The 21,672-nt window shown below is 65.3% G+C and carries 18 protein-coding genes; 9 read left to right on the top strand and 9 right to left on the bottom strand.

What is annotated here, in order from left to right:
- Window positions 1-560: 560 nt before the first annotated feature.
- The 4 genes from M4J40_RS06990 to M4J40_RS07005 form a co-directional block, all read right to left on the bottom strand.
- Window positions 561-2,666 (bottom strand): methyl-accepting chemotaxis protein, encoded by a 2,106-nt coding sequence (locus M4J40_RS06990; protein WP_251753201.1) that lies wholly within the window; start codon window positions 2,664-2,666, stop codon window positions 561-563.
- A gap of 515 nt (window positions 2,667-3,181) precedes the next feature.
- On the bottom strand, window positions 3,182-3,691 hold the full coding sequence (locus M4J40_RS06995) for a GNAT family N-acetyltransferase (RefSeq protein ID WP_405030722.1): 510 nt from the start codon (window positions 3,689-3,691) through the stop codon (window positions 3,182-3,184).
- On the bottom strand, window positions 3,684-3,974 hold the full coding sequence (locus tag M4J40_RS07000; RefSeq protein ID WP_251753204.1) for a DUF1778 domain-containing protein: 291 nt from the start codon (window positions 3,972-3,974) through the stop codon (window positions 3,684-3,686). Before M4J40_RS07000 ends, M4J40_RS06995 begins: the two co-directional genes overlap by 8 nt.
- A 582-nt stretch (window positions 3,975-4,556) precedes the next feature.
- Window positions 4,557-4,973, bottom strand: a complete 417-nt coding sequence (locus M4J40_RS07005) for a helix-turn-helix domain-containing protein (protein ID WP_251753205.1) — start codon at window positions 4,971-4,973, stop codon at window positions 4,557-4,559.
- A gap of 66 nt (window positions 4,974-5,039) precedes the next feature.
- On the opposite strand from M4J40_RS07005, the gene M4J40_RS07010 reads away from it, so the two are divergent.
- The gene (locus M4J40_RS07010; protein ID WP_251753207.1) at window positions 5,040-5,405 is read left to right on the top strand and encodes a GatB/YqeY domain-containing protein; all 366 of its coding nucleotides are present in this window, start codon (window positions 5,040-5,042) and stop codon (window positions 5,403-5,405) included.
- On the opposite strand, the gene M4J40_RS07015 is transcribed toward M4J40_RS07010, so the two are convergent.
- Window positions 5,395-6,438: an SDR family oxidoreductase gene (locus M4J40_RS07015; protein ID WP_251753209.1), complete on the bottom strand. Its 1,044-nt coding sequence runs from the start codon at window positions 6,436-6,438 to the stop codon at window positions 5,395-5,397. The two genes, M4J40_RS07010 and M4J40_RS07015, sit on opposite strands and share 11 nt — an antisense overlap.
- Window positions 6,439-6,656: 218 nt before the next feature.
- Here M4J40_RS07015 and M4J40_RS07020 point away from each other — a divergent pair, with 218 nt between their 5' ends.
- The gene (locus M4J40_RS07020; protein ID WP_251753210.1) at window positions 6,657-7,118 is read left to right on the top strand and encodes a MerR family transcriptional regulator; all 462 of its coding nucleotides are present in this window, start codon (window positions 6,657-6,659) and stop codon (window positions 7,116-7,118) included.
- A gap of 857 nt (window positions 7,119-7,975) precedes the next feature.
- Window positions 7,976-9,757: a chloride channel protein gene (locus tag M4J40_RS07025; protein WP_251753212.1), complete on the top strand. Its 1,782-nt coding sequence runs from the start codon at window positions 7,976-7,978 to the stop codon at window positions 9,755-9,757.
- A gap of 138 nt (window positions 9,758-9,895) precedes the next feature.
- Here M4J40_RS07025 and M4J40_RS07030 read toward each other — a convergent pair whose 3' ends face one another.
- Window positions 9,896-10,585 (bottom strand): O-methyltransferase, encoded by a 690-nt coding sequence (locus tag M4J40_RS07030; protein ID WP_251753213.1) that lies wholly within the window; start codon window positions 10,583-10,585, stop codon window positions 9,896-9,898.
- Between the two features lie 255 nt (window positions 10,586-10,840).
- Here M4J40_RS07030 and M4J40_RS07035 point away from each other — a divergent pair, with 255 nt between their 5' ends.
- Window positions 10,841-11,644, top strand: coding sequence for a helix-turn-helix domain-containing protein (locus M4J40_RS07035; protein ID WP_251753215.1), 804 nt, complete (start codon window positions 10,841-10,843; stop codon window positions 11,642-11,644).
- A 3-nt stretch (window positions 11,645-11,647) separates the two neighbouring features.
- Here M4J40_RS07035 and M4J40_RS07040 read toward each other — a convergent pair whose 3' ends face one another.
- Window positions 11,648-11,980: a type II toxin-antitoxin system PemK/MazF family toxin gene (locus M4J40_RS07040; protein ID WP_251753217.1), complete on the bottom strand. Its 333-nt coding sequence runs from the start codon at window positions 11,978-11,980 to the stop codon at window positions 11,648-11,650.
- A complete protein-coding gene (locus M4J40_RS07045; RefSeq protein ID WP_251753220.1) occupies window positions 11,980-12,237 on the bottom strand; it encodes an AbrB/MazE/SpoVT family DNA-binding domain-containing protein in 258 nt (85 codons plus the stop codon). The genes M4J40_RS07040 and M4J40_RS07045 overlap by 1 nt, the downstream gene beginning before the upstream one ends.
- A 212-nt stretch (window positions 12,238-12,449) precedes the next feature.
- Here M4J40_RS07045 and M4J40_RS07050 point away from each other — a divergent pair, with 212 nt between their 5' ends.
- Both M4J40_RS07050 and M4J40_RS07055 read left to right on the top strand, forming a co-directional pair.
- Window positions 12,450-13,520: an AAA family ATPase gene (locus M4J40_RS07050; RefSeq protein WP_251753222.1), complete on the top strand. Its 1,071-nt coding sequence runs from the start codon at window positions 12,450-12,452 to the stop codon at window positions 13,518-13,520.
- Between the two features lie 13 nt (window positions 13,521-13,533).
- Window positions 13,534-15,951, top strand: a complete 2,418-nt coding sequence (locus M4J40_RS07055; RefSeq protein WP_251753224.1) for a S8 family serine peptidase — start codon at window positions 13,534-13,536, stop codon at window positions 15,949-15,951.
- A gap of 119 nt (window positions 15,952-16,070) precedes the next feature.
- On the opposite strand, the gene M4J40_RS07060 is transcribed toward M4J40_RS07055, so the two are convergent.
- Window positions 16,071-16,697 carry a TetR/AcrR family transcriptional regulator gene (locus M4J40_RS07060; RefSeq protein ID WP_405030723.1) on the bottom strand — a complete coding sequence of 209 codons (627 nt, stop codon included), beginning with the start codon at window positions 16,695-16,697 and terminating at the stop codon, window positions 16,071-16,073.
- 171 nt (window positions 16,698-16,868) lie between these two features.
- On the opposite strand from M4J40_RS07060, the gene M4J40_RS07065 reads away from it, so the two are divergent.
- From M4J40_RS07065 to M4J40_RS07075, 3 genes are read left to right on the top strand one after another with little or no spacing between them, the layout of a single operon-like run.
- Window positions 16,869-17,069 carry a hypothetical protein gene (locus M4J40_RS07065; RefSeq protein ID WP_251753228.1) on the top strand — a complete coding sequence of 67 codons (201 nt, stop codon included), beginning with the start codon at window positions 16,869-16,871 and terminating at the stop codon, window positions 17,067-17,069.
- Entirely contained in the window at window positions 17,063-20,260 is a 3,198-nt protein-coding gene (locus M4J40_RS07070; RefSeq protein WP_251753229.1) for an efflux RND transporter permease subunit, read from the top strand. The genes M4J40_RS07065 and M4J40_RS07070 overlap by 7 nt, the downstream gene beginning before the upstream one ends.
- A 14-nt stretch (window positions 20,261-20,274) precedes the next feature.
- Entirely contained in the window at window positions 20,275-21,465 is a 1,191-nt protein-coding gene (locus M4J40_RS07075) for an efflux RND transporter periplasmic adaptor subunit (protein WP_251753230.1), read from the top strand.
- The last annotated feature ends 207 nt before the right edge of the window (window positions 21,466-21,672 follow it).

Raw genomic sequence — 21,672 nt, forward strand, 5'->3', positions numbered from 1 at the left:
CATTTGCCATCTCAAAACACCACCCAAACCGCCCGTAAGCGATCCAAGGCAGATGCTTCTCCCTGGGTTGGCGATTTAAACCGGACAGCAGTGGCGAAGGCGCAGGACCTCAGGAAGGTAGAGCGAGCCGCCGATATCGGGCGCCCTTCATCATGGGACGCCCTATAGAAGCCCCACGCCCCTTTCTGCCTGAGGTCCTCGCCTGCGCAAGGATGACAATTTATATATAGGAATCAGCTGGATAAGCCGCGCGCCACCATGGAAAGCGCACCGAGCTGCCTTATACGGGGGAGAAAACCCGAGCGGTTAGGCGAAACGCTCTATCCCATTGCCCCATTTATATAATTTGTCATCCTTGCGCAGGCGAGGACCTCAGGAAGGTGGAGCAATCGGCCACTATCACGCTCCCCAACTCATAGGGCTCCTGCGGCCTGAGGCGAAATTCGCTGGGGCGCGGTAGAGGGCGACGGGTTCGAGAACCGGAGCGGAGCGGACTTCCTGTCCGTGAGCACCGGAAGCGCAGAACACTAAGCCCTATACCCGCCCCAGTAGAATTTCGGTCAGGCCGCCCGGACGGTGGTGAGGAACTTCCCCACTTCCTCGCCCAGCCGCGCCGACTGCCGGCTCAACTCGGAGGCCGAGGCCAGCACCTGGGTGGAGGCGGCGGCGCTTTCGGAGGCGGCCTGCGTCACGCCGACGATGTTGGCGGACACCTCGCTGGTGCCGGCCGAGGCCTGCTGGACGTTGCGGGCGATCTCGTTGGTGGAAACGCCCTGCTCCTCCACGGCCGAGGCGATGGCCATGGCGATGTCGTTCATCTCCCGGATGGTGGTGGTGATGGTGCCGATGGCCGAGGCCGATTCCATGGTCGAGCCCTGGATCTCCTCGATCTGCCGGGCGATCTCGCTGGTGGCCCGCGCCGTCTGGTCGGCGAGGTTCTTCACCTCGGCGGCCACCACGGCGAAGCCCTTGCCGGCCTCGCCCGCCCGCGCCGCCTCGATGGTGGCGTTCAGCGCCAGAAGGTTGGTCTGGCCGGCGATGTTGTTGATCAGCTCGACCACGGCGCCGATCTTCTGCGCCGCCTCGGCGAGCCGCGCCACCTTGGCGGCCACCGTGTCGGCGTCCTTGGCGGCCTCGCCGGCGATCTGCGCCGAGTGCTGCACGCGCTGGCCGATCTCGCCGACGGAAGCGGCCAGTTCCTCGGCCGCCGAAGCCACCGTCTGCACGTTGGACGAGGCCTGCTCGGCGGCGGCGGCCACCGCCGTCGACTGGTGCGTCGTCTCCTCGGCGCTGGCCGACATGGTCTCTGCGGCGCCCTGAAGCTGGTGGGAGGCGGTGGAGACGGCGCCCACCACGGAGCCGACGGCCGCCTCGAAGTCGTCGGCCATTTCCGACATGACGCGGCGGCGTTCGCCCTCCACCTTGGCCTTCTCGGCGGCGACCTCCTCTTCCAGCTGGCGGTTGTGGGCGAGCTTGTCCTTGAAGAAGCCCACCGCCGAGGACATGGCGCCGATCTCGTCGCCACGGCCGGCGCCGGGCACCTCGATGGAGAGGTCGTTGTCGGCGAGGCGCGACATCGCCCGCGTCATGGCGTCGAGCGGGCCGACGACGTGCCGGCGCACCACGAGGTAGCTCACCAGCGACAGCGCCATCGCCAGCGCCATCAGCGCGGCGTAGGCGATGAAGAGGCCCTGCTGGCGGCTCGCCACCGCCTCGGTGCGGGCAAGGGCCACGTCGAGCACGGCGCTCGACACGGCGGCGACGTTGGCCAGGGCGTCGGGAATCTCGCCCTTGAAGGCGTCGAAGGTCAGGTCGGTCTTGTCGCCCACGGAGAGATCGTCGAGCGCCTTCAGGTAGGCGTCGTTGAAGGCGCCGGAGAAATAGGTCGCGTCGGCTGTCTTCACGGCGGCCTCGAAGGCCGGGCCGAGATCCTGCGTCTTGGCCATTTCCTTCATGCTGGCCCAGGCGATGTCGGCCTGCGCCCGCCCGGCAACGATGGCGCGCGCCTCGGCCGGCGTCAGTTGCCGCCCGTCGGCCAGCGCGCCCTGCAACAGCACGGCCGGCGTGCCGGAGAGAGAGCGGGCGTTCCAGGCCATCTGCTTGGTCAGGAGCAGCTCGCCGCTCGCCGCGTCGCGGCGGCGGATCTCGCCGTCGAGCTGTTTGGAAGCGGTTTCAAACACGGTCAGGACGCCGGCCGTGTCCTTCATGTAGCTGCCCAGCAGCGCGGTGTCGCGCGCCTCCGGCGCCCTGCCGAGGTTGGCGTCGGCCGAAGCGCGCAGCGCCTGGATGGTCCGGTAGCCATTGTCGATCGCCTTGGCCGTCTCGGCCCAGGCCGGGAAATCGTCAAGCCGCGCGGCGGCCACCTTGGCCATGTTGGCGTCCACGGTGGCGCGATAGTCGGCCACGCTCTTGACCAGCGCCCCGGCCTTGTCGGCCGAAAGACGCAGCATGGTGTCGGTATCGACGCGCTCGTAGCGCAGCGCCTGCAGCACGTTGAACACGGCAACGTCCTGGTTGGTCAGCGCGGTGACGGAGCGCGCCGTCTGCCACGACGAATGGCTGGCGAGCATCTGCCTGGCGCTGAGGCCGATGACCGCGACGCAGATGAGGAGCGTGAAGAAGCCCAGCACAGTTCCCAGGCTGAAACGACTCAGAAACTTGCTCATTTTGCCCTCCCATAAGCAACTTATGGAATGCGTAGGGCAAACTTGCTGAACAGTTCCTTAAGTAAAAACTGGAGAAACTCGTAACGGAAATCGGTTTTCCAAATCTAGAACAGCGAGCCGACCATCAAAGCATAGAAACTATAATATCTGTGGCATGCATATGACGGGGCAACACAACCATGATCGCACATAGATAAACTATCGAAGCCGCCAGTTCTTCTTGCAACTCCTGCGGACATTCCTCAGGAAGGGCCACACGTTTCGCGGTAAAACGACGACTTTTCAAAACCACCCCGGAAGGAAAGACCGGATCGACGTCCACCGCCACCGGCCCGGCGCCCGTAACGTTGCCACTGCCCCGCAGGTCTACTCCCGCCTCGACTTGCGACGAAAAACATCGGCATCGAGACCATGAACACGTTACATTGTTGCCGGTCGCACGGCGTGCGCTCGGGCTCAGACCGTTCCGCCCCTCCGCCAACTACGACGAAAGTCGTGTCGGCAAAAAAGGCAGGCTACAGCCTGGCGAGCTTCAAAAGGTCCAGCGCCAGCGCCGGCGCGTCGACCGGCAGGCGCTTGAACCCGTGCCGCAAATAGAATGCTTCGGCGGCCGGCGATATGGCGTGGACCACCACCAGCCGGGCCGACACGTCCCCGGCCGCCCTGAGGGCGCGGAGCACGGCATCCTTCAGCAGTGCTGCGCCAAGCCCCTTGCCCTGCCATGCCGCGTCGACGGCGAGGCGCCCGAGCACGACGGCCGGAATGAAGCGGGGCATGTTGCGCCGAACCGAGCCGACGGCCTCCTGATTGAGGATTTGCCCCATGGCAAGGGCGTAGAACCCCACGACGCGCCGGCTTCCGCCCTGGCACGACACGAAAGTGCGGCTGGCGCCGAGCGCCATGTTGGCAAGGGCGCGGTCGCGCAGCCAGTCGTCGAGGCTGGACTCACCCGACTGGAAGGCGCCGATGTCGTGATCGTTAGAAAGCAGCGCCGGCGCCGTGAACGGAAAGCCCGCGTCAGTCACGGGACCAATTCGTCCGCGCGGCCATCAGACGCTTCATCCCCTCGGCCTCCTCGGGTGTGACGGGGGCATCCATCCAGTCGAGGGTTTTGCGGAACGTCGGAGCGTCCATGTAGACGGAGGTCTGGTCGAGCAGCACCGCCTTGGCCTCCTTGATGGCGGAAGCCAGCATGAACTGCGATCGATTGGCCCCCACCAGCTCGGCGGCCCGGTCGATCAGAACCCGGTCCTGCGGGCGGGCGCGCAAGTGAATGTTGACGTCGGCTGTGGCTTGCTGCTTGGACATGCCTCGTTATGATCCATTGTGTTGACAAGGTCAACACAAGTGCGGCCGTCCCCAAAGCGTCCGATGTGGAGCCCGATAAACTCCCCTTCCCATGAAGCTGTCCTCCTCTGCGAAAGCGGAGGATCTCGCGACGGTGGAGCGAGGGGTCGATATCGGGGTCCGTGAGCCAAGGGAGCCCTATATAAGCCCCGTGCCCCCTTCTGCCCGAGGTCCTCGCCTGCGCAAGGATGACAATTCATATAAGCGGGACAGTGGGATAGGCCGCTTGCATCCCAGGGATGCGCATCGTTCTGCCTTGGCGGATGGGGAGACCTCAGAGGCCAAGCGATACGCTATATCTCATTGTTCCATTTATATAAATTGTCATCCTTGCGCAGGCGAGGACCTCAGGAAGCCAGAGCAATCGGCCCATATCAGGCTCCCGGACATCGTAGGGCTCCGGCGGCCTGAGGCGAAATTCGCTGGGGAGCGGCAGAGGGCGACGGGTTCGAGAACCGGAGCGGAGCGAACTAAACGTTCGTGAGCACCGGAAGCGCAGAACACTAAGCCATATGCCCGCCCCAGTAGAGTTTCGAGCCAGGCTCAGCGGGAGAGGCCCATCTCGATCACCTCCAGCATCCGCGCCGCGTCGACCGGCGCGGCGATCAGCACCACCTTGAAGGCGCCGGTCGTGGGGTCGAAGGCGGTGTTGATGGTGAGCGGCGGCGTTTCGGCGTCGCCCGACAGCGCGGCGGCGCCAAGGAAGGTCGCCAGCCGCTCGGCCGCCTCGACCGTGATGTCCGGCACGTCGACGATGACGGTGGCGCGGGCGCCGGCGGCGGGGCGGACGTGCCCCTGGGCGAGGCCGGCGAAGGCGTCGAGTTTCACACGGTCGATCCGATAGGCCTTGCCGATCCGCGTCGCCTCGAGCCGCCCCTCGCGGATGTGGCGCAGCACCGTCTTCGGGTGCAACTTCAGCGCCTCGGCGGCCTCATCGACGGTGAGCAGCGCGTTCGCCATGGACTGTTGACTCCTTATTGTTCTTCATTTTCTATATATCAGGGAACGATAAGGAGCAATATGGATATGACGGACATCACCCCCACCACCCCGGCCGACACCATGAAGGCCGACCTGCGCCGCGACCTCGTCGTCGCCATGAAGCGGCGCGACAAGGCGGAAACGTCGCTGCTTCGGCTGCTGATCGGCGCGATCGACAATGCCGAGGCCGTGCCGGCGACCGGCTCCGACGCCACCCCCCTGCCCTTCGGCGCGGGAACCGCCGAGGCGCGTCGCCGCCACCTCACCGAGGACGACATCCGCGCCATCTTCAAGTGGGAGATGGACGACCGCACGGCAGCAGCCGCCGAGTTCGCCCGCCTCGGCGTCGCGGCCCGCTCCGCCGCGCTCACCGCCGAGGTGGAGACGATCCGCCGCTACGTCAGGGGGTGAGACCCCCGTTCGCCCGGAACCACGCCACCTCGTCGGCCAGCGTCTCGGCCAGCGGGCGGAAGGTGAGGCCGAGTTCGCGCTGGCTCTTGCCGGGGTCGAAGCGCGTGCGGTCGGCCTCCCGCGCCATGGAGCACGCCACGGCCCAGCTCAACAGCACCGGCTTGCCGGTCAGCCGGGCGTAGATCTCGTTGCCGGCGGCGATCAGGTAGAGCAGCGCCTGCGGGATGCGCCAGGATGGCGCCTTCACCCCCGCCGCCGCGGCGATCAGCGGAATGAGTTCGGCCATGGTCATGTGTCGCCCGGCGGCGAGGTAGCGCTCGCCGCGCCGCCCCTTGGCATTGGCGAGGATCAGCGCCCGCGCCACGTCGCGCGCATCGACCACCGAGAACGACCCCGGCGGCACGCCGGGCAGGCGCCCCGCCGCCACGTCCAGCACCGTCTGCCCGGCCGAGGTCGGCCCGATGTCGCCCGGCCCGTGCATCCAGCCCGGCAGCACCATGGCCGCCCAGAAATCGGGGTGCGCATCGAGAAAGGCCAGCACCTCGCGGTCGGACAGGATCTTGCTGCGATAGTAGTCGTCGGCGTCGCGCTCGTGGCGCTCCATGGTCTCGTCGATCGTCGCGCCCGGCGCGCCATGGAGCACGGCGATCGAGCTGACGTGGACGAAGCGCCGCACCCCGGCGGCATGGGCCTCGGCGAGCAGCGCCCGCGTGCCGTCCACGTTGGCCGCCTTCAGCGCCGGCCAGTGGCTGCCGCCCTTGTAGGAATCGCGGAAATAGGCGGCCGTGTGGAAGACGACGTCGACACCGGACAGCGCCTCGGCAAAGCCCGGCACGTCGAGCATATCGCCGGTGACGATCTCCACGTCGAGGCCGGCGAACTGCCGCATCGCCTTGACCGGCGAGCGGACCAGCACGCGCACGCGCCAGCCGTCGGTGAGCAGTTCGCGCACCAGGTTGTTGCCGAGAAGGCCGGTCGCCCCGGTGACGAAGGCCAGGGAACGCGGCGGAATGGTGAGGGGATCGCTCGACATGAAAGGGCTCCGAGGAGTAAGAGCCTGGCTTGAAAATCGCTGGGGCGAGGCAGCTGGCGACGGCTTCGAGAACCGGAGCCGAGCGAACTTGAGGTTCGTGAGCACCGGAAGCGCAGAAGACTAAGCTAGATGTCCGCTCCAGTAGAATTGCGAGTCTGGCTCGAAGGGAGCATCTTTCATAAGCCTGGACCAAGGTCCATGGTCAAGGGGGCGCGGTCATGCTGATCGGCGAATTCGCGGCGCGGACGGGGCTCAGCCCGGACACCATCCGCTTCTACGTCCGCAAGGGCCTTCTCGCGCCGGAAACCGGGGCCAAGGGCGGCCGCAACCCCTACCAGATCTTCTCCGAGCGCGACACCTCCACCGCCCGCATGATCCGCTTCGCCCAGTCGCTGGGAATGCCGCTCAAGGAAATCGCCAAGATCGCCGCCGAATTGCAGCGCCAGGGCCTGACGCCGGCCCGCGAGGTCGAGCTGATGGACGAGGCGCTGGCGCGGCTCCAGCGCAAGGCAGCGGAACTGGCCGAACTCACCGACTACCTGCGCGCCAAGCGCGACTGGGTGGCGCGCGGCAAACCGGGCGCCGAGCCGCGCTTTCTCGACCTCTCCCCCTGCCCCTCCTCGCCGGAGTGGGAAGCGGGAGAGAGTTCGTCAACGGCGAGCCGAGGAAAGGGTAAGTAATTGTTTGATATCAATTTCCTGTCCTTCTCTGCGAAGGCGGAGAACCTCAGGACGAGAGCGCGCATCGGCCCATATCACGCTCCATGAACCAAGAGAGATCTATATCAGCCGCTCGCCCCTTTCTGCCCGAGGTCCTGCGCCTTCGCGCAGGATGACGATTTATATAGAGGGAACAGTGGGATAAGCCGCGCGCGCGCTCATCCAGCGCATCGCCTGCCCCAATGGAGGGCGCAACCTGCCAAACCCAAGCACAACGCCTATCCTGTTGTTTCATATCAATTAATTGTCATCCTGCGCGAAGGCGCAGGACCTCAGGACGAGATATCGCCTCGGCCCATATCACGCTCCATGAACCAAGGGAGACCTATACATCCCCCTTGCCCCTTTCGGCCTGAGGTCCTGCGCCTTCGCGCAGGATGACGATTTATATAGAGGAAACAGTGGGATAATCCGCACGCGCGCTCATCCAGCGCATCGCCTGCCCCACATCGCATGCCTCCATGGAGGACGCAACCTCCCAAACTCAAGCGCAACGCCTATCCTATTGTTCTATATCAATTAATTGTCATCCTGCGCGAAGGCGCAGGACCTCAGGACGAGATCGCACTGAGGCCACTATCAAGCTCCCTTTCCCTGAGGCCCGATATCACCCTCGCCCCTCTTCCTAACCGCGGCTCTCCGCCTTCGAGAGAGAATGGAAGGAAAGGGACAGCCAGCGGAAACTCACCCCCCGCCACCGCTTTCCACCGCTCCCCTCCCTTCCCATCGCATCCGAAACTGCGATAAGGCGTTATCCCCTCGTGGGCTCCGGCCCGACGCCACTCTCCGCCCTGCCCTCCACCGCCAGCCGACGTCCGATGCCCAGCCTCTCCGCCCTCACAATCACCGCCTTTCGCCTGCTGATCCGGCTGCGTCGCTACCGGGAGCTCGGGCTCGTGGCGCTGGCGACGGTGGTGGGGTGCCTTGCCGGTGTCGTCGTCACCGCCATGAGCCGGATCACCAACCTCGCCCACCAGTGGCTCTACATGCTGCCCTCGGGCGAGCGGCTGAGCGAGCAGGCGAGCCTCGTCCACCCGGCGCTGGCGTTGATGCCGGTGGCCGGCGGCATCCTGCTCGCCCTGCTCGCCGTCGCCACGCGCCGCCGCCTGAAGCGCCAGCCGGTCGACCCCATCGAGGCCAACGCGCTGCACGGCGGCCGCATGTTCATCGGCGAAAGCCTGCTGGTGGCGCTGCAGACCATGATCTCCTCCGGCTTCGGCGCCTCGGTGGGGCTGGAGGCCGGCTACACCCAGGCGAGTTCCGGCTTCGCCTCGCGCCTTGCCGAGGCGCTGCGCCTGCGCCGGCGCGACATCCGCACCTTGGTGGGCTGCGCCGCCGCGGGGGCCATCTCCGCCGCCTTCGACGCGCCGATCACCGGCGCCTTCTACGGTTTCGAGCTGATCATCGGCACCTACTCGGTGGCGCTGGTGGCGCCGGTCTTGGCCGCCTCGCTCGCCGCCAGCCTGACGGCCGGCTGGCTGGGCGCCTTCCAGACCACGGTGGAAATCGGCCACGTGCCGGTGCTTACCGCCTCCGATCTCGCGCCCTTCCTGCTGCTGGGCCTCGTCGGCGGCCTGCTCGCCGTGGCCGTCATGCAGCTCACCACCGGCGTCGAGCGCGCCTTCCGCTTCGTGAAGATCCCCGCCTGGGCGCGGCCGGCCATCGGCGGCGCGCTGGTCGGCGGCCTGGCGCTCATCACCCCGCACGTGCTCGCCTCCGGCCACGGCGCGCTGCATGTGGCGCTGGAGTCCTCGGCCGGCTGGCAGATGCTGCTGGCCCTGTTCGTCCTGAAGGCGCTGGCCTCGGCGCTGTCGCTCGGCTCGGGCTTTCGCGGCGGCCTGTTCTTCGCCTCGCTCTACCTCGGCGCGCTGATGGGCAAGGCCTATGCGCTGATCCTGATCGCCACCGGCCTTGCGCCCAACCTGTCGCCACTTCTCGCCGCGGTCATCGGCATGGCGTCGATGGCGGTGGGCATCGTCGGCGGCCCCATGACCATGGCCTTCCTGGTGCTGGAAACCACCGGCGACCTCGCCATCGCCAGCGCCGTGCTCACGGCCTCCATCGTCTCGGCCGTGGTGGTGCGCGAAACCTTCGGCTACTCCTTCTCCACCTGGCGCCTGCACCTCCGGGGCGAAACCATCCGCAGCGCCAACGACGTCGGCCGCATGCGCTCGCTCACCGTGTCGAGGATGATGCGCTCCGACGTGCGCACCGTCTCCTCGGGCCTCAGCCTCGACGGCTTCCGCGCCATGTTCCCGCTGGGCTCGACCCAGCGCGCCATCGCCGTCGACGGCAACGGCGGCTATGCCGGCATCGTGGTGGTGGCCGACGCCTACGCCCCCAAAAGCGCCGAGGAGCACACCACCAAGGGCCGCGCCGACATCGCCCCCTTCCTCCGCCACCGCGAGGCCATGCTGGTGCCCTCGATGACGGTGGCCGAGGCCGCCAAGCTGTTCGAAATGGCCAACGCCGAAGAACTCGCCGTCGTCGAAAGCCTCCACACCCGCAAGGTCATCGGCCTCCTCACCGAACAATACCTCCTCCGCCGCTACGCCGAGGAGCTGGACAAGGCGCGGCGCGACATCACGGGAGAGGGCTGAGCGGAGGGAGGACGAGGGACGAGGGACGAGGCGAAGGGCTAAAATATTGTTTTATATCAATCTATTGTCATCCTGCGCTTCATGCGCAGGACCTCAGGACGAGAAATCTCCCCCGGCCGATATCACGCTCCCCTACCCCTACCCCACCCTTACCGAATAGACATTCCCCCGCCCCCGGTCGATCGGCAGCGGCAGCGTCAGATACCCATTCCGGGGATCGCCGACATAGTCGAGATAGTCTTCCGCGAAGGCGTTTTCGGCCAGCACCGGCGCGCCGGGGGCCAGGTGCGGCTCGATCAGCTTCAGCACCGGCAGGTAGAGCGACATCGCGCCGTCGAGCAGCAGCATGTCCACCGGCCCGCCCACGTCCTTCAGCGTCTCCAGAGCGTCGCCCTCGCGGATCTCGACGAGGTCGCCCAACTCGGCCGCCCCCAGGTGGAACTGCGCCCGCACCACCTTCGACGTCTCGATCTCGCTGCCGATCAGCTTGCCGCCGCCGTTGTCGCGCAGCGCCGACGCCAGGTAGATGCTGGAAATGCCCATGGCCGAGCCGAACTCCACGATCCGCCGCGCCCGGCAGGCCCGCGCCGTCATGTAGAGGAAGCGCCCGTAGGCCGGCGACACCGACAGGAAGTTGCCGGAAAGCCCCTGGCAGACACCCCGGTAATCCGCCCGCTCCTCGGCCAGAAAGTCGGCGATCGCCTGCCCGGAAGCCCCCGTTGCGAAGGCATGGGCCACCGCCTCCATCAGGTCGCGGTCCGAGTCTCGTGCGTCGCGGTGCAACCGGTGGAGCGCGCCGGTGACCGGGGTGTTGATCAGAACGTTCATGGCCAACCTTTCGTCTCTGGGCTCCGGAGCGAACCCGGCAAGAAAGAGCGCCTGCCCCGCCTCCGGACGGGCGCCTCAACAGGGGAATGGAAGGTGTTCCGGCGAGCCCGCCAGCATCGGCAAACCTTCAGGCAAGTCGATAAAAGTGGACTGTCGACGCCAAAATAACCGCCGCCCGCCGTGGCGTCATTACGAAGTCCGGACAGTTTATTATTCGATCTTGCCAAAGTTGCCGCGCCCGGCGATCCTGCGGCCATGCCCATCATCAACAAGCCACTCCAGGCGACCGAATGGATAGACCCCGACGCCGTGGCCCGGCCGGTGGTGATCTACGGCTTCGTCGCCGAGCGCTTCAACGACATCGAACTGCCGCCGCACAGCCATGCCAAGGGGCAGTTCATCCTGGTGCAGGGCGGCGCGCTCACCTGCGAGGTCGACGCGGGCCTGTGGATCGTGCCGCCGCGCAGCGCCATCTGGATTCCCGGCGGCCTGCGCCACGCCGTGCGGATGAGCGGCATGCTCGAAGGCTACAACGCCTTCGTCGACCCCGCCGTCTCCCTGGGCCTGCCGCCCGCCTGCTGCGCGGTGTCGGTCACCCCGCTCCTGCGCGAGCTGCTCACCCGCGGCGCCCGGCTGCCGCCGCTCTACGAGGAAGGCGGCGTCAACTCGCGCCTGCTCGCCGTGCTGATCGACGAAATGGCCGCCGCCAGGGTGGAAGACCTCAACCTGCCCATGCCGGCCGACCCCGCCCTGCGCCGGCTGGCCGACGCCATGCTGGCCACCCCGGCCGACCGCGCGCCGCTCGCCACCTGGGCCAGACGCGCCGGCCTCAGCGAACGCACGCTGGCCCGCCGCATCGCCGACGAAACCGGCATGAGCTTCGGCCGCTGGCGCCAGCGCCTCGCCATCATGCTGGCCGTCCAATGGCTCGCCGACGGCGCCTCCATCCAACAAGTCGCCGCCGACCTCGGCTACGAAAGCGTCCCGAGCTTCGTCACCATGTTCCGGAAAACGCTGGGGACGGCGCCGGGGCGGTATATGGCGGAGCGGTTTGGGTGAGGACTATTCGAGGATCGTCGCCAGCCGCGCCAGCACCTCGTCCATGATCGCCTCGGGCACGCTTTCCAGCTTGCGCCCGCGCAGCGCGCCAATGTCGAGGGCGCGGGGCTGGTCGCAACGCACGACGCCCGTCGTCTCAGTCCCCGCCCCCATCAGCGACACGGCAAACCCGGCCGTACGGGCAAAGTTGCCGCCACTGGTGATCGGCAGAACCACCGGCACCCGCGTCACCCGGTTGAACGCCCCCGGCGAAACGATCAGCACCGGCCGCGTCCCCTGCTGCTCATGGTCGGACGTCGGATCGAGCGAAACCAGAAAGATATCGCCCCGCTCCATCACAGAAGCTCGCCGCCAAGCGGCCCGTTATCAAGCCACTCGCGATCCTCGGGCGCAGCCTCGGCCGCCGGATCGCACTGAGCCAGCAACTCATCGAGCGCATAGCGCGGCCGGGCCTTCGGCTCGACCACCAACCGCCCATTGTCGACGGCGAGGCCAACCTTGGCGCCGGCTGAGAGTTGCAGGACGTCAAGCAGTGCCGGCGGTACCGCCAGCATGATCGAGCCGCCGACCTTGCGCAGATTGGTCGTGTGCATGGGAGTCTCCGTTAGTTATATGAATATATAACAATTGGAGGTGTACGACCAAGGGCGAGAAGGGGCAGAGGGGTAAACTTGCGAGCTTGGTACAGAGACGGCTGCGACCATCGTCAACGGCTGAAAGGTCACGACAAGCCGAGACAGTTAACGACTTTTGAGGTAGGATTCGGTCTAGATGGTATCGTCTATTTGAAAGTTACGTAGCAACTATGGCTCGCAGTGATCTCCTCATTTCCCTCGTGCGCGCCGGCGCAACCGGCGACCGGGATATGCTGAAGTCGACGGCCGAAGCCTTGGTCGCCGAGGAGCGCGCGCAGAATCATCATATCGTGGCGGACCGCCTGGAAAGGGCGTTGTCCGCCGTTCCAGTAACGCCACCGGCCCTTACTACTGCCGTCAACTTAGCTGGAGCAGGCAAAGACTCAATTCTTGAGATCGAACCACGGGCACAGATGGCGCAACTGTTCTTGCCGTTGCCTGTCCAGCAGGGCGGACGGCAACTTATCGAAGAGCATGTTCGTGCCGACGTCCTGCGCGCTCACGGCTACGAGCCTCGCCATCGAGTATTACTCTCCGGTCCGCCGGGTAACGGTAAGACCTCATTTGCAGAGGCAGTTGCCGAAGCCTTAGGGCTGCCCTTCTTTGTAGTTCGTTACGATGCGCTCATCGGTAGTTATTTGGGAGAAACTAACACCCGCCTGCGAAAACTATTCGACTACATTCGCACTCGACCGAGTGTACTTTTTTTCGACGAGTTCGACGCCATCGGGAAAGAGCGCGGCGACACACACGAGACCGGCGAGATCAAGCGCGTAGTGTCGTTCCTGCTGATGCAGCTCGACCAACTGCCGAGCTATGTGATCGTCATTGCCGCTACGAACCATGCCGAACTTCTTGACCGTGCCGTCTGGCGTCGGTTCCAACTTCGCCTGGGGTTCCCGGCGCCTGATAAGGTGCAGGTTGAGGTGTTTCTTGATCGGGTCATATCGCAGTGGTCCGAACGACCGCGGCTGTCGGCACAATCAATCGCCTCCAAGCTTGGTGAGGTGAGTTACGCTGAAGCGGTTGATTTCTGTCAGAATGTAAGACGGCGACAAATATTGGGCTTGGGGGAGCTCTCTGTCGATGACGCGTTGCGGACGGAGCTAGACCTCTGGGTGTCCCGAGTGCGGCCAGAGGTGATGAATGCCGAGCGATCCAACCAAACCGCTCCTAAGGATAAACCCCGGTCAGGTACGGGCAAGATCTCCCGGAAGACCCGCCCCGATTCCAGGACCTGATACTTTCTCTAGAGTGGATCAGGAACAACGCTTCGGTCAGCGATTCCGTCGTCTGTCCGAAGTGCTTGCTCGCGACAATGATGCTCTGGAGTTACGCGCCGATCCTGCCGCGTTAGCCCCCGAGCGTCTGCTCGTATTCGAAGTCAGGGGCAGCATAGCATCGTTTGCAAAGGCGGTCGCTAGGCTTTCCGGCCTCGAGTTGATTGATGAAGAGGAACTGCCGAGCGACGAGGATAAGGCGCCTGTAGCCTACCTCCTTGTTCCTGACATGCGTGCCCTTCGGCAAATTGAGAGTCTATGGCGGCACTGGATTGCCGGTCGTGAGCTTCCTACGGGGCACACTCCTTGGCGGGATGTCTTTGCCTGCCTTCGGGACCTACGGCCTTGGGGTCCAAATGACCGCGTGCACCCCTCCGACGTCACACTCCTCGAAGAGGAAATCCTGGGCAAAGCAGACGACGAACAGATTCTGCTTGAGGTGGAAGTTGTGTTTCGGCCGAGCGCTGAGGCTGCCACCACAAACGAAACAAACGTAGTCCGCGCGATCACTGCTTACGGCGGCGTCGTTGTCAGTCGGGCAAGGCTGGACGATATCGCTTATCACGCCATTCTTGCTCGACTACCCGTCGCTGCAATCCGGCCCATTATTGAGCGCTCTCCAGCCAGCTTGGCGGGGATCGAACAGATTATGTACATTCGACCACAAAGTGTCGCCACTGAAATTGACGTTGTCGATACGGTTGGGTTGGCGCCAATTGCTCCGTTGCCAGCTATTGTCAATGATCCGATTTTAGCTGTGCTTGACGGGGTGCCGGTGGCTGGCCATCCTCTTCTTCGGCAACACGTAAGTGTCGAAGACCTGTTCGGTCTGGAGTCGAACGCGCTGGTCGCCGAGCGCGTTCATGGCTCGGCTATGACTTCACTTATCGTGCATGGTGACCGCAATCGACCGGAGCCATCGCTACCCCGACAGATCCATTGTATTCCTGTGCTCGGGGCCGCTGATTGTTTTCCGGCAGATCGACTGATTGTCGATCTGATCTACCAGGCCGTGATACGTATGCGCGACACCCAAAATCCATCGGCGCCGCATGTAATCATCGTCAACATCTCATTGGGAAATGCTCGTCGGCAGTTTCACGGGCAGGTATCGCCATGGGCGAGATTATTGGATCGTCTGGCTTATCGCTTTGGCATTTTGTTCCTTGTCAGCGCAGGCAATGTAACTACTGAATTTCCGGTGCCGGCATTTGCGACCGCTCTGGATTTCGAGAATGCACCGGATGCTGATCGCGCTAGCGGTATCATAAGAGCGCTTGCCGATGTTCAGGCTGATCGGCGCCTACTCTCTCCGGCAGAGACCATTAATGGCCTCACCATCGGCGCACGTAACCTAGACTCGGTGCCTGTTGCCGACCGGGCTTTCGCGCGAACGAACATTAATCCCCTTCAAGCGCTCGACACGGCCAACCCGTCCAGTGCTCTTGGGCCTGGCTTTGCTAACGCCGTCAAGCCAGATATTCTAATGCCTGGTTCTCGTGAACATCTGCGCGTCGTTAGAAGCGGTGAACTGATTGTGGTCGCTCCGGCGAAGGCGAGCAGAGGAGCGGGCCTGAAAGTTGCTGCGCCTCCACGTTTGCCTGGCCTCGAAGGCACCGAGGGGTACACCAACGGAACAAGCGCTGCTGCCGCACTTGCGTCCAGAACGGCGCACCGAATTCACGACGCACTTGAGGCTGAGTATGGGCAGGAGTTTCTGCAACTGAGCAATGCTCAACGTGCAACCTTACTGAAAGCTCTCCTAGTGCATCCCGCGCGCTGGCCTGAAGAAACTGGAGCGTTGATAAAGCGTCTCTTGGGTCCGCTTGGCAAAGGACAGGCTTCCCGCCAGAAGGATAACATCCGCCGTTTCATTGGTTATGGAGTGCTCGATCCGGACGATGCGGTTGCTTGCGCGGCCGACAGAGCAACTTTCTGGGCCGTCGGTTCTCTGTCAAATGAGCAATGCGCCGACATATCGGTACCAATTCCGTCTGTGCTCGGCGGTAGAACGCAGCCACATTTCATCTCAGCTACTCTTGCATGGCTCACGCCCGTTCTGCCGGGGCGCAAGGCTTATCGCGCAGTAAGGATGAGGATACTGGACCCAGTCGACATCGTTAGCTTAGGTGTGGCTGCCCACGGTAACCAGCCGGACGGCAACCAAACCAATCGTGGTACTGTTTATACGCGGTGTTGGAGTGGCGAGAGCGCGGCGGTGGTCACGCCAGCAATGACGCTCCCCCTAAGGGTTCAACGAGAACCCGACGCGGGAGGCATTGAAGATAAGGCGGTACCCTTTGGATTAGCCGTAACTGTCGCCATGCCCGGGCAGGTTCAGCTCTATGAAGAAGTCAGAGCCCGTGTACGACCTCAGGCTGTTCGGCCATAATGACCTAGATCGCTGCGGCAGGCTTAAAGCAAGCAACAGGCTGATTACTTGCGTGGGCCAATCAATGGTCAACAATTGGTCCTTGGCGCAAGACCGGTATAGCGTTCTATACGAAACCCCTACGCCCCCTCCGTCTCCCCCACCCGCTCCGCCTTCCCCGCAGTGCTGAACGAGAAGATCACCGCTTCCGCCAGCGCAACAAACCTCGCCGACGGCCCGTCCGGCCCCACGCTTCTCCGGTTCACCCTCGCGCCTTCCAGCAACAGCCCCAGTGTGTCGGCCAGCTTTTCCGCCTCGCCAATCCCCGCCTTGCGGCAAAGGGCGATCAGTTTTTGGCGTTGGTCGTGTTTGAAGGCTTCCACCACCTGGCGGGCGGGGTGGTTGGGTTCGGGGAGTTCGAAGGCGGCGGTGACGAGGTCGCAGCCGCCGGCTTCCATGCTGGCGTAGGTGGCCACGGCGCGCACCCATTCGTGCAGCTGGGCCATGGGATCGCCGGGGAAGTTCTGTTCCAGCTCCTGCCAGAAGGGGTCGGCGGTGCGGGCCGTCTCGCGCAGGCATTCGGCGATCAGCTCGTCCTTGGAGCCGAAGTGGCGGTAGAGCGTCATCTTGTTGGTGCCCGCTTCCTCGGCGATGGCGTCCACGCCGACGCCGCGGATGCCGTGCTTGCGGAATAGCAGCTGCGCCATCTCGATAATCCGCTCTCGCGGCCTCTTCACGCAGCAGCTCACCAATTCGTCATTGCCCATGATGCCAAGGCGCCTTGACGCCCATGTTACCGATCTGTAACGTCCGGAGTGTTACTGACGGGTAACACCCCCTTTCCAACGCGTCAAGGCCAGCACCCACCGGGAGCGGCAACGACCCCCTGCACACTTAGTCTACCCCCTACTGACCGCCCGCCGCGCAGGAGACCTGCCATGAAGCCCGAACTCACCCTGGACGAACTCCTCCGCGATCCCCTGGTGCTCACCGTCATGCGGGCCGATCGGGTTCACCCCGAGCGCCTGCGCCGCGAGCTGCGTCAGGTGGGCGATCGCTTCTTCAACGGCGGCGAGGACGACACGGTTCCCTGCTGGATGGCGGCCTCCACCGGTCGCGGCGAGGGCTGCACATGGTAAACTTCTTCACCGAACGACCGATCTTCGCCTCGGCCATCGCCATCATCATGGTGCTGGCCGGCGCCATTTGCTACGTGCTGCTGCCGGTCGCCCAGTTTCCCGACATTTCGCCGCCGCAGGTGGTGGTCTCGGCCCACTACCCCGGCGCCAGCGCGCAAGTCGTGGCCGACACGGTGACCACGCCGCTGGAGCAGCAGATCAACGGCGTCGAGGGCATGACCTACATGTCCTCGTCGAGCTCCAACGACGGCTCGTCGACCATCACCGTCACCTTCGACGTCGGCTACCCCATCAACACCGCCGCCGTCGACGTGCAGAACCGCGTGTCGCAGGCCGCCTCCTCGCTGCCGGCCATCGTCAACCAGACCGGCGTGTCGGTCAGGAAGCAGAACCCCAACTTCGTCCTCATCGTCAACCTCATCTCGCCCGACGGCTCGGTCGATCCGGTGGCGCTCAGCAACTACGCCGCCTTGCAGATCCTCGATCCCTTGAAGCGCGTGCCCGGCGTCGGCGACGTGCAGGTGTTCGGCGAGCGGCGCTATTCCATGCGCGTCTGGCTCGACCCCGACAAGCTCGCCAACCTCGGGCTGACCGCCGTCGACGCGCAGCAGGCCATCGCCGAGCAGAACGTGCAGGTCGCCGCCGGCAAGATCGGCCAGGCCCCCGCCCCCGCCGGCACCGCCTTCGAAATGCAGGTCAACGCCGTCGGCCGCCTCAGTAGCCCCGAGGAGTTCGGCGACATCGTGCTGCGCGCCGACGCGGCGAGCGGCGCCGTCGTGCGCCTGAAAGACGTTGCCCGCATCGAGCTGGGCGCGCTGCAATATTCCTCCTCCGCCTTCTTCGGCAAGGACCCGACGGTGGTGCTCGGCGTGTTCCAGATGCCCGGCTCCAACGCGCTCGACCTTCAGGCAGGCGTCAAGGCCAAGATGGAGGAGCTTTCCAAGCGCTTCCCGCCCGGCATCTCCTACGCCATGCACTACGACACCACCCGCTTCGTGCAGGCGTCGATGGACGACGTGTTGAAGACGCTGGGCGAAGCGCTGGTGCTGGTCATCGCCGTGGTCTTCATCTTCCTGCAAAGCTGGCGCACCACCGTCATCCCGGCCATCGCCATTCCGGTGTCGCTGGTGGGCACGCTGGTGGTGATGGAGCTCCTGGGCTTCTCGCTCAACATGCTCTCCCTCCTCGGCATGGTGCTCGCCATCGGCCTCGTGGTCGACGACGCCATCGTGGTGGTGGAGAATGTCGAGCGGCAGATCGAGGCCGGCCTCAAGCCGCTGGCCGCCACGCGCAAGGCCATGGCCGAGGTCACCGGCCCCATCATCGCCACCACGGCGGTGCTGATGGCGGTGTTCATCCCCGTCGCCTTCATCCCCGGCGTCACCGGCCAGCTCTACAACCAGTTCGCGCTCACCGTGGCGATCTCCGTCGGCATATCCGCCTTCAACTCGCTGACGCTGAGCCCGGCCCTGTCGGCCGCCTTCCTGCGCCACCAGGGGGCGGTGCGCTTTGCCCCCTTCCGCTGGTTCAATTCGGCCTTCGGCGCCATGTCGCATGCCTATGCGGCCAGCGTCGGCGGGCTGGTGAAGCTGCGCTATCTGGTGCTCGCCCTGTTCGTCGTCACCATCGGCGCCACCTACTGGCTGTGGAGCCGCACGCCCTCCACCTTCCTGCCGGTGGAAGACCAGGGCTACTTCTTCGTCGTGGTCCAGTTGCCCGACGGCGCCTCGCTGGAGCGGACCAACGCGGTCGCCGAACAGGTGCGCGACATTCTGGAAGCGACGCCCGGCATCGAAACCGTCGGCGCCATCTCCGGCCTCAACTTCCTGACGTCGGCGGCGCAGTCCAACTCGGCGGTGGAGTTCGCCATCCTGAAGCCCTGGGAAGAGCGCGGGCCGGATCAGCATGCCTCGCGCATCGTCGAGGAGGTCCGTCCCAAGCTGATGGCCATCCCCGACGCCTTCGCGCTGTCGTTCGATCCGCCGTCCATCCCCGGCCTCGGCGCCACCGGCGGCTTCGAGTTCCAGGTGAAGGACCTCTCCGGCCAGGGCAGCCAGGCGCTGAACGACGCCACGCAGGGCCTGCTCGCCGCCGCCCGCCAGCAGCCCGAGCTCAACGCCCAGCAGCTGTTCTCAAGCTTCGGCACGTCGACGCCGCAGTTCGTCTACGACCTCGACCGCAACAAGGCCAAGCTCCTGGGGCTCAACCTGCCGGATATCTTCAACACCTTGCAGATCTATCTCGGCTCGCTCTACGTCAACGACTTCAACCTGTTCGGCCGCACCTTCCGCGTCACCTTGCAGGCCGACCAGGACGCCCGCTCCACGGCCACCGATCTCACCCGCCTCTATGTCAGGAACAACAGCGGCGGCATGGTGCCGCTCTCCACCCTCGGCGAGTTGAAGCCCACCGTGGGCCCGGAAACGGTGCCGCACTACAACTCCAACGCCTCGGCGCTGATCAACGGCGGCCCCGCCCCCGGCTTCTCCTCCGGCCAGGCCATCGCCGCCATGGAGCGGGTGGCGAACGAAACGCTGCCACGCGACTTCGGCTACGAGTGGACGGGCATCACCTTCCAGGAGCTGAAGGCCGGTTCGGCGGCCACCGCCGTGTTCGCGCTCGCCATCGTCTTCGTGTTCCTGATCCTCGCCGCCCAGTACGAGAGCTGGACCATGCCCTTCGTGGTGCTGCTCACCGTGCCCTTGGCGCTGTTCGGCGCGCTCGGGGCCATCCAGTGGCGCGGCATGCAGATCGACGTCTACTCGCAGATCGGCTTCGTCATGCTGATCGGCCTCGCCGCCAAGAACGCCATCCTGATCGTCGAGTTCGCCCGCAAGCGGCGCGACGACGGCCTCGGCATCGTCGAGGCGGCCACCGAGGCGGCCCGCCTGCGCCTGCGCCCCATCCTGATGACGGCGCTCGCCTTCATCCTCGGCGCGGTGCCGCTGATGCTCGCCACCGGGGCGGGGGCTGCCAGCCGGCAGTCGCTCGGCACCACGGTGGTGGGCGGCATGCTGGCGGCCACCGTGCTCACCATGGTCTTCACCCCCGTGTTCTACGTGGTGATCGAGCGCCTGCGCGAACGGTGGAACCCCGCCGCCGTCGAGCGCGACGCCGCCCTCTTCCATCACGCCCATCATCCCGTGGCCGCCAACGAGGTCGACGACGACCTCGCCAAGGCTGCTGAGTGACCGGAGTTTTCATCATGTCTTTCCTGACGAAACGCCCCATCACCTCCCTGTTCACGCTGGCCGTCGTGGCCGGCGGCGCCAGCCTCATCCACCCGGCGGTGCAAGGCTATGTCGGCGACCTCTTCGCCCCCCCGGCGGCGGCCACCCCCGCCGCGCAGGCGCCCCAGGCCATGCCGGTGCCCGTCGAGAAGGTGGCAAAGCGCACGCTGCCGGTCTATCTCGACTATCCCGCCCGCACCGAGGCGATCCAGTCCGTCTCGCTGCAAGCCAAGGTCACCGGCTATCTCCGCGAGCGCGTCGTGGCCGACGGCGCCGACGTCAAGGCCGGCGACGTGCTCTATGTGATCGACGACCGCGACGCCCAGACGGCGCTCGATCAGGCCAGGGCCCAGCTTCAGCGCGACACCGCCCAGGTCGACTATCTCCGCTCCAGCCTCCAGCGCGGCGAGGAGCTGTCGCAGAAGGGCTTCCTCGCCAAGGATGGCTTCGACCAGCGCACCAGCTCGCTGCGTCAGGCCGAGGCGGGCATCGCCATCGACAAGGCGGCGGTGGCGGCGGCCGAGCTCGACATCGAGCGTTCGACCATCCGCGCGCCCTTCGCCGGCCGGCTCAGTCGGGGCGCCGCGTCGGTGGGCACGCTGGTCACCTCCGGCCAGACGGTGCTCAACACGCTGGTGCAGCTCGACCCGATCTACGTCACCTTCAACCCGGCCGAAAAGGAACTTTCCGCCATCAAGGCCGCCCTTGAGAAGGGCGAGGTGACGGCCGAAATCACCCTACCCGGCCAGGAGGGAAGTCAGGAAGGCAGCAAGGCCTACGCCGGCAAGCTCACCTTCATCGACAACCGCCTCGACGCCTCCACCGGCACGGTCGCCGCCCGCGCCACCATCGCCAACGGCAAGTTCGACCTCCTGCCCGGCCAATACGTCCACCTGCGCCTCTCGGTCGGCGAACAGCCGGATGTGCTGATGGCCCCGCAGGTGGCGCTCGGCTCCAGCCAGCTCGGCAAATACGTCTACGTCATCGGCAAGGAGGGCACAGTGGAACAGCGCATGGTCGAAACAGGCCGCACCGACGGCCCCGACATCGCCATCCTCTCCGGCCTCAATGAGAACGACCTCGTCATCTCCGGCAACCTCCAGAAGATCTGGCCGGGCGTGCCGGTGCAGCCCCTGCCGGAGAAGGAAAACCTCGCCTCGCGGTAATCCCGCCGACACCCCGCGAGCGACATCCGCCGCCGGTTCGAAAGGGCCGGCGGCGGTGTTTTAGCACGAGCGCCGGTATATCGCACCCGCAAAGCCCAACACATCCTGCAAGCGGCAGTTTCCTGTGTCACAGCGCTCTATGAGTGAGCCACATCCCCCGAAGCTCCTCTTATCGTGCAAGTAGCATCCGCTCATATCAGATGCTAA

Source organism: Pleomorphomonas sp. JP5, from assembly GCF_023721815.1.
Classification (GTDB): domain Bacteria; phylum Pseudomonadota; class Alphaproteobacteria; order Rhizobiales; family Pleomorphomonadaceae; genus Pleomorphomonas.